The organism is Clostridium tyrobutyricum, assembly GCF_019144085.1.
Lineage (GTDB): Bacteria > Bacillota > Clostridia > Clostridiales > Clostridiaceae > Clostridium_B > Clostridium_B tyrobutyricum_A.
Map to the genome: position 1 here is coordinate 1 of NZ_JAHHUY010000055.1, position 7,927 is coordinate 7,927.

Genomic DNA, 7,927 nt, shown 5'->3' on the forward strand with positions numbered 1-7,927 from the left:
GTGATGAAAATATCTTAAGAGAACTTGGTATTTCTAAAGCCAAAATATCATACATAAAAAATTTATCAAAATATCTGATAAATGAAAAATTAGATTTAAACAAGTTATCAAAATTAAATGACAGCGAACAAATTAGAAATATTTTAATTTCTATAAGGGGAATTGGGCCGTGGACAGCTGATATGTTTCTCATATTTTCCTTAGGTAAAATGGATATTTTATCTTATAGAGATGTGAGTATAAAGCGGGCTGTAAAATGGCTGTATGAACTTGATGATACTCCTGATGCAATTTTTACAAATAAAAAATAAGCAGTGTTTTTAAACTTCACTGCTTATTTATATTATAAGCGGTAAATCATCTGGTGTAGATTGGAAAAATAAACAAGCTATGGACATTCGTTAAAATAATCATAGCTTGTTATTTGTCTGTTTTACATGAAGATTGTACCCATGGATCCCATGGTAAATATTCTTCTAAGAATTCGGGGTGTGATTCAAATTGAACACCTGGTATATTTTTGAATAAAAATTCAAGATATCTGTATGGTTCTAATCCATTAGCTTTAGCTGTTTCAATTATACTATAGACTGCTGCACTGGCCTCAGCTCCCTTGGGACTTCCACTGAAGAGCCAATTTTTCCTTCCTATTGTAAATGGTCTTACGCTATTTTCCGATAGATTGTTGGAAATAGCACAATTTCCATCCAGAAGATAATTCATAAATCCTTTTTTATTACCTAATGCATAATTTATTGCTTTCCTAAGTTTTGATTTAGGAAGGCAGCTGTCTTTTATGGAATTAATCCGGCTCCAAAAGGCATCTAGAATCGGTTTTTTCGTTTCAAGACGCTCTGCTTTTCGCTCATCTGGTGTAAGCTTTTCTATTAATTTTTCTTCTGCAAAAAGTTTATTACAAAAATCAATTCCTTTTGCTGGAAGTGTAGCCTCAAGGCTATCTATATCTTTAGGAAGTGCCTCAACAAAATATCTTCTAAGATGTGTCCAGCACAGACATCTTGTTTTCCCTTAACTTTATTGTAGCCTTTATAACAATCCGTATGTAGGAAACCTTTAAAGCCCTTTAAAAATTTCTGAGGACAAGCTCCACTTCTTGAGGGCTTGTAATCAAACAGCCTTATCGGCGTTTTACTACCGGCATATGTGCTGTATACCCACATATAGGATAACTGTTTGTCTTAATTCCATTATTTCTGCACCATGATGTTACATTTTCCCCACTATCTCGGCGCTCGCGTATAATTTTAATTCATTTGTTTATTCTATAATCTTGAGTTGTTTTTTGTATATCCATCTAAAATCTCCTTTTAAATACTTTCTATCCACTTTTTTATTTGACGTTTACATAATAACAACTGTTTGTCTTAATTGTATTATTTCTACATCATAAGGTTACACTTTTCAACTTCCGTGGTATTTATATATAATTTTAATTCATCTTTTCTATCCCTGTATAGGTTAAAATATAAAAAGATACTCAAAGATAATGGCCGTATCTTCAAGTACCTTTGAATTTTAGATTATCTATTTTCTACAATATCATAAATATCATAGTAAGAATCAATTGTTTTCATATAATTTTCTAATATACAAATATATATCCTATACCCGAATATTCCAACTTCTAACTCTTCTTATAATATAAATAATATATAACTATTAATCTTCCTCTATAGCTATTAATCCCAAATCAAGAAGTGCTGCGCACAATAGACTTAGCAGCTTGTATTTTTTTGTTTTTCTATAATGATTTTCTTCATAATTGTATATATTTAAATTGGTATCTTTAAAATTATCTAAATCATAACTTTCAATTCCAATGCTCTTTATTGCCTTATCCATTTCTAAAACTGCTAATTCAGTGGTATATCTATTTATATCTTGATACATAATTTTTTGTTCATGTAAATACTGCTTAAGTTCTGAACCCTTCTCTATTTCCAAATTAAATGAGTCCTTTATATAATTAGAGGCTGTAAAACTTTCAATCGAAGGATAACTAAGAAGGAGAAGCCCCTGCCTATCATATTCATCATTACTTTCTCTGGAATTACCAAGTCTATTTATTAAGTCAACAACAATATTTTCATTAGTATTAGAATAATTGTCTCTATCAAAAATATAAAATATAGCCGCTTTATCTACTGGAAACTTATAATCGTTAATAAGTTTTGTAAATAAATTATCAAGATATCCACTTGCATCATCTATATACTTAATGTTTGACTCCTCTGTGTTAATAACAAATATTGAAGACAGCGGATTATCCTTTTTATTGTAAGGTCTGTATCTATCCAATCTATCAAGTTTTTCATACTGATAATCAAATATTTTTGTAAATATTCTGTGGAGTATATTTATCTCAGTTTTTATACCTTCCACAATAAATAAAACCTTGCCTATTCTTTTGTTGTTATCAGCAAATATAACTTTACTCATCTTCGTATACCGGCTTTCCACCAAACACACCGCTTACGTACATTTTTTCTATATTTTGAGCTTCTCTTGGTTTTTCATTGGAAAATCTATTTATGATACTCCCATCACTTCCTCTAAACTCAACTGCATATTCCTGATCTGGTCTAAAGATAGTATTTGATAGTAAATTAGTTGAATGTGAAACTACAAACACTTGAGAGTTACTAGATTTTTCCATAAAATATCTAATAAGAAGTTCTTCAAGATCATTGTGAAATGCACTGCTAAATTCATCTATAATCAGCATTCCTCCATTTTTTATTACATGGAAAAAAGCAGGCAGCATATTTAAAAGATTTTTATTTCCCAGCGATTCCATGGCAAATGGAATAGGTTCTCCAATTTCATCTCTTTTAAAAAATATACTCTTATCTCCAGATGTGTCTATGGAAATTAATTTTCCAACACTTGTGTTTGAATACTCTACCAATTGTCCAAAATTATACTTTTTAAAAAAATTATTAATATCATCTACACCACTATTTTTCAAATACTCTACTAAATCAAGTTTGCTGTGTGATGGATTTATACCTCTCCTTAAAAAAGCATCGAGATAAACTGAATTTATTAAATAATTAAACCATGTTTTTAACACAGGATAGTTATTAAATTTTGTGTTAAAATATATGGATCTTAAAAGAAGTGATTCTTTATCAATATCCGTAAAAACTTTATTATCCGTAATATATGATTTTGCACTTTGACCAATTCTATTTAGCATAATCTTATCGTTCAATAATAAATCTTCCGTCATAAGTCTATTTTCTACATCATAGTTAATATTGTAATTGATGATATTATCTTCAATTTTAAACTCATAGTTAAGTTTTATATTATTGCTTTCAGAAAATAAGCACTTATAAAGTCCAATATTTATTATCTTTTCTGCAAATAACAATTCTAATAATAATTTAAGAGAGAGTATTATATTTGTTTTTCCAGATGCATTAGCTCCGACAAATATGCTTCCCTTCAATATTCCATTTTCAGATACATTTGTATCCCTTAGGATTCTATAATTGGTACTTCTAAAATCTATTGTTGTAGGCTTTTTGAAGGATTTAAAATTTTCCATTTCTATTTTACTTAACATTGTTATCACCTTCCTATACCTATATTATAGACACAATTAAAAATAAATGTACACTTTTTACTTTTATTTTTAAATTTATAGTAAAAAAATTACTTTAAATTTTATATCATCCTTATGGTGATTAACATCTGCGTTATGTTGGATCATGTTTCCCAGGTGAATTATTAGATACGTATACTTGATAAGTATTTTCTAATTCCTCATGCTTATAATTTATTATTGAAGCTGTGGTCAAGCTTTATCTCTTCCTCTACTCAGACAAAAAGCTTGACCACAGACCTTAAATTTAATGGGCTGCTCCGCCCCAAACCCAGGCAGAAAATTCTCTGCAGATCATATAAATAGGCTCATTTCTTTCGCACGGAAACTTTGGACAGGCATTTCTTTTTCACTGAATTCCTGCTTCACTAGACATGATTGAAATATACATATTCATTTTATAAATATAATCCCACAGCGTTCAAAACAAATGCTAGTCCAAAGTGAAAGATTTATTTAATAATATTTCTAATAAGCAGTTAATAAATCATTTATTAGCTTAGATAAAAAATTTTCTCTTCAACCAATGTATAAAATAATATATTAAAAGGATTTACTCCAGTAATTCTTAAATATAGTTAATATACAATTCTACTTACTTAATACTATAAAATCTATTAAAATTAACCTATTTTACTGCAGTTCCTATTATATATAACACATTTTTATGAAAATAAACCGCTGTATCTTTTATTCATACACCAGCACTTTTTAGTCCTCGTCAGCCTTATAAAAGATAAATCCTAAATAAAATAATCAGGAAGGCTTCCTGTGGATAAAGTGCTTCCTTAATGAGGCATAAAAAGTTCCTGTTCTAACTTAACTGCATAGGTATTCCTATAGGGTCTTTTATCCCGTACTAAATATAGAACAGTTTGAAATTTCAATCCCGATAACCGCCTTTGACAAGCCCAGGGCATGTCCACCTTATACTTGCCTCTACAAGGCAGGCATAAGGCCGGCTTAGTACATAGAACTTTTAAAAGCATATCTAATTATGCTATTCAAATATAGAGTAAAATTTCATAGGATGGACTTGACTTGTAACGCTGGTTAAAAGAGCATGATTGTTGATGAGTGCATCTTACGCCAGGTGTTAAAAGCATGTCCATCCCCATCTTCAATTGCAGGAAATTTAAAGTTGTATTTTCCTATAACCTATAAGAAATATCCTGAAGAACCCATGAAAACTCCCCTGAACGCTTGTTTATTTCGCTAAACAATAAATTTGACGACTGTATCAAGCTCTGCAAAAGCTTGTACTTTCGTTAAATTTCCTTTTGTTTAGCGAAGTAGCACAAGCGAAAGACCCCAGAGGAATACTAAAAAAGGATGGACTTGCCTTGCTGTGAAAGATTTATGTGCATGTCTTTTTAATGCTTGTACATGTATCTTTCTGAAGGAAGCACGTCCATCCTCTCTGCACTCTGCCGGGTACCCATATAAAGGACTAGTTAAAATCGTGTATTTCTTTGTTTTCAGAATGGTTGGAATTAAAGGAAAGATTTATGAAAACTTAGAAATACTAGACAGGAACCTGTCCTTTTCTGGGCGGCAGTTAAAGTGCTATTAATTAAAATATCTATAATTCCATATACAATACTATTATTAACTGTATACATATATTATCTTTAAATTAATAAATAATATCATAAAACTTAAGCTGAATATATTTAGCTCTAATCTAGCACCATAAAATCATTATAATAAAAATAAATGCACTTTTATATTTAATGTCTTTGGACTAGCTCTTGTTTTGAACGCTGCAGGATTACTCTTATAAATTAGAGCTAAACTATAAATGGGTTTATTGTATCTATAATCCAGTGAAAAAGAATAGCTTGTACAAAGCTTCCTTTCGACTATAGGGAGACTATTATAAGACCTGTAATATTTACTTCCTGGGTTTGGGACGGAGTATCCCATTAAATTAAACCGCCGTGGAACTGCTTTTATTCTGAGTATGCGAAGAGTTAAAGCTGTTCCGTGGCTTCATGTATTATCTAATATATTGTTCAATTACACAAATTGGAATTTAACCATTTCATAGTATGTCATAATTTACTCAGTGCGTTATTTTCCTTTTCTACCACGCTTATCAATACCAAGTGAAATGAAACATGCGGTAACAGCAAGTGCAAGTATAATGTCATGTTCACCTAATGGGTTTGATATGATAGAATACACCAAATATGCTGTACAAATTAATAATATACAAATTATGATACCGCGCAAAATTTTTCTATTTTTAGACACTCGAATGATCTCCTCTTCAAATTACTATTTATTGAGTTGTTTTACATCTTGCATAAGTCGTATAAATTTACAACTAATGTCTATTTAGATTTTATAGATACACATATAGCTATAAATAATAATAAACAAGCCGAGACTATTTTTAATAAATAAACAATTCTTTGTTTTTTATATAATTTATAAGATATAAGAGAATTATCATTTTCATCTATAGTAATGTTTAATTCATTAAGTGTTAATACGCTTTTCTCAGATTCTTTTATTAGAATACTAAATTTTTCGTCATTTTTTACTTTATCATAAACAGGATCTGCAATATTTTTATAGTGAATTCCTAATGGTTTTTTATCTAAAAATATTTTAAAATTTTTATAAAAATCTTTATGATTATTTTGTGCAAGCTTTATTTCTGCCAGTATTTTATATGCTAAATATTCATAATTATCTAAAGCAATAGCTTGTAATGCATATTTTTCTGCCAATGAATTATTTCCTTTTATTCTAAGTAAATTAGCGTAATTTCTACATGCACTGCAATCTTTGGAGTATATATATAAAGCTTTAGATATATTTTTATCAGCTTTATCATACTCTCCTAAGTCTATATACACAGCACCTAAATCAGAATATATATTTGACATAAGTTTTTTATTTATCTTAGACCTTAATGCTGTATTAAAATATTTGATAGCTTTATTGTATTCTTTAGCACAATAACAAATTAGTCCTAAATTTAAATTTATTGCACATGAATCAGGTTTTAATTTATTTGCTTTTAAAAGATACTTTAGTGCTATATCATATTCTTCAAATTCACAAAAAAATTTTGACAATAGCACAATATTTAATTCAGGAATTTGCTTAGTTTTTATAGATTCTATCAAATCTACTAAAGAATCAGCATACTTATGTGTTCTTAAATAACTTAATCCTCTAAGAGCATATCCAATGGACTTTTTGTTTCTTGATTTGCTATTAATTATATTACAAAATATACAAATAGCTTTATTGCTATCTCCTATTTTTAAAGAATTTATACCATTATTTAATTTATGTATAAAATTAATATAACTATATATTATTATAAAAATTCCTAGTAATACTAATATACAAAAAAATAATCTAAAACTCATCTTTAAAATTCTCCCTTCGAACTCATTATAAGTTATCCATTTAAAACTTTTACATATTCATTTCTCTTCCTTATAAATATAAAACATAATGTTACAACTTTAATATATCACTATAAAGAGTATATTGACAATTCTAATAACTGTAGATATCTTAAATACAAACATGAGTGATTAACTTATAAAAATTTTACCCGGAACTTTAAAAGTCCCGGGCTTTTGAATAGTCTAAGTAAAAATAATTAATGTATTTATTAATTGCTTCTACTAGATTATTAAGTTTTATAATGTTATTTTATATTACAGAAGTTAAAGCACTTAATAATGCAACTACGGCTACATCTGGTGCTAGTTCAACAATAACACAAACGGCAATTACTAACGCAGCGACAGCAAAAACTTTTGGAGCTGCACTCTCAACTGCATTTAAAACATCGCTTCCTAATCCATTAATATAATCATTAATGCTAATATCAATTATAGTATATAAATATGGATAAGTGATTGTAAGATCATCAGGTACCTCCTGATCTATTTCTATTTCGATACTAAGATTGCTTTTAACAGAAATTTTAATAGTACCATTTTTAATAGCTGCACCTAAGTCGTTAAACCAATTTTTAGAAAGTCCAACTGAACCAGATATAGCATTAGCTACTGCTTCGAAATCTTCTATTTGACCATTTTTTACAGAGAATTCCATATCACCTGATCCTATATCTGATTTAAATCCCGACTCCCATTTTACTACTATTCCTCCGGTAGAGATAGTCTGTTCAACATTTAAGTCAGTTACAGAAAGTTTGAAAACTTTTAAAATTCCATTAGCTAGATTAACTAATGCTTCAATTGGAATGAAACAATTAACACCTAAATCTTTGCCAGAGGATATATCATTGTCAATTTCTAT

The 7,927-nt window shown here is 28.8% G+C and carries 6 protein-coding genes and 1 pseudogene; 1 reads left to right on the top strand and 6 read right to left on the bottom strand.

What is annotated here, in order from left to right; genetic code table 11:
* A partial coding sequence (locus KM800_RS14670; protein WP_419195475.1) for a DNA-3-methyladenine glycosylase family protein occupies positions 1–311 on the top strand: 311 nt, incomplete at its 5' end.
* Between the two features lie 109 nt (positions 312–420).
* Here the strand turns inward: KM800_RS14670 and tnpC are convergent.
* The 6 genes and pseudogenes from tnpC to KM800_RS14700 all read right to left on the bottom strand — a co-directional run.
* Positions 421–1,187: pseudogene (tnpC, locus tag KM800_RS14675) on the bottom strand (IS66 family transposase); the annotation flags it as partial.
* A gap of 493 nt (positions 1,188–1,680) precedes the next feature.
* A complete protein-coding gene (locus KM800_RS14680) occupies positions 1,681–2,460 on the bottom strand; it encodes a hypothetical protein (protein WP_217813755.1) in 780 nt (259 codons plus the stop codon).
* Positions 2,453–3,592, bottom strand: a complete 1,140-nt coding sequence (locus KM800_RS14685; protein ID WP_217813756.1) for an AAA family ATPase — start codon at positions 3,590–3,592, stop codon at positions 2,453–2,455. The genes KM800_RS14680 and KM800_RS14685 overlap by 8 nt, the downstream gene beginning before the upstream one ends.
* 2,112 nt (positions 3,593–5,704) lie before the next feature.
* Entirely contained in the window at positions 5,705–5,887 is a 183-nt protein-coding gene (locus tag KM800_RS14690) for a hypothetical protein (RefSeq protein WP_217813757.1), read from the bottom strand.
* An 80-nt stretch (positions 5,888–5,967) separates the two neighbouring features.
* The gene (locus KM800_RS14695; RefSeq protein ID WP_217813758.1) at positions 5,968–7,020 is read right to left on the bottom strand and encodes a tetratricopeptide repeat protein; all 1,053 of its coding nucleotides are present in this window, start codon (positions 7,018–7,020) and stop codon (positions 5,968–5,970) included.
* Between the two features lie 292 nt (positions 7,021–7,312).
* A partial coding sequence (locus tag KM800_RS14700; RefSeq protein ID WP_217813759.1) for a hypothetical protein occupies positions 7,313–7,927 on the bottom strand: 615 nt, incomplete at its 5' end.